The 1,457-nt window shown below is 42.8% G+C and carries 1 protein-coding gene; it reads left to right on the forward strand.

Features of this window, described 5'->3' with window-relative positions; translation table 11 throughout:
* Positions 1-1,457: 7TM diverse intracellular signaling domain-containing protein (locus A3766_RS23255; RefSeq protein WP_068643050.1), on the forward strand; the 1,457-nt coding region annotated here is incomplete at both ends.

The raw sequence follows: 1,457 nt of genomic DNA on the forward strand, positions 1-1,457 counted from the left end.
TCCAGTACATAGAAGCACCTAACGCTGAGCAGACTATCGAATCAATATTGAGTAACGAACCCCGATGGCAAACCAGTACCCAGCAAATATTTAACCGGGGGTATAGTAATTCAGACTGGTGGCTTAAATTTGACGTAATAAATATTGGAAGCGACAGCCAGTTTTACCTAGAATTTGATTACCCTGTTCTCGATTATCTAGATGTCTATCTAGTTGCAAAAAATCAAATAATCGAAAAACACTTTATGGGAGACAAACTTAGTTTTTCGGAGCGCCCACTTAAGCACCGCTTATTTATACTCCCCCTTGACCTGCCTTCGTCACAAAACATAAGGGTTTACGTTAGAGCCAAATCCTCAAGTTCACTGCAAGTCCCCATTAAGTTATGGCGCCCTGAAGCTCACCGACAAGCAGATAGCGCAACCAATCTCGTTCATGGCGTGTATATGGGAGGCATACTAGTAATCGCCATCTACAACCTCTTGGTATATCTGACCCTTCGAGACAAAGTGTATCTAATTTATGTCAGCTATATTTGTAGCATGTTAATGTTCTTGGCCAGTTTGAACGGTTGGTCTTTTCAATATTTGTGGCCGGAAAGCACTTCCTGGAACGATACGTCCACGGTCATATTCCTGAATGGCGTTCTACTTTTCGCAGTACTTTTTGCTAAGTACTTCCTAAAACTTAGCGAACTAAAAAACCAGCTGTCCCTACAGGCAAATGTTTTGTCGGCTATTTGTTTGGCAGCTATGCTCTGTTACCTATGGTTTCCCTACAATTATTCAATTGTTTTTCTTATACCCTATGCTGCCTTTAGCTGCTTATGGGCACTGTCAGTTGGCGTATATGCTTGGTACGTGGGTCAAAAGTCCGCTGGTTTGTATGTCATATCCTGGACAGGGCTGTTAGTCGGTGGAATTTTATTAGCACTCAGTAAGTTCCAAATCATTCCCAGAAACATTATCACTGACCAATCAGTTCAGCTCGGTTCTTTGCTAGAAGCAATGTTACTTTCTTTTGCTCTTGCTCAGCGAATCAATCATGAACGCTCTGGAAGGATTGAAGCTCAGGAGCACGCTTTAGCAGTTCAAAAACAAGCGAACGATGAATTAGAAGAAAATGTCGCAGCACGAACCAAGGAGCTGGAAATAGTGAATCAACGCCTAAAAGAGCTTAGCGACACTGACCAACTAACCGGCATTAAGAATCGCCGTTATCTTGATCAATATGTTGATCAGGAGATCATCCGAGCAAGACGATACCAGCACCCCGTTTCAATACTACTCATTGATATCGATCATTTTAAAGCTGTAAACGACAACTTTGGCCATTTGGTTGGTGATATTTGTATACAGGCCGTTGCTACTGAGCTCTCAACACAATTGCGCTTTCCTACCGACCTAGCCGCTCGATATGGCGGAGAAGAGTTTTGCATCGTGTTACCTCAAACGGGG

The sequence above is a fragment of the Oleiphilus sp. HI0132 genome (genome assembly GCF_001635845.1).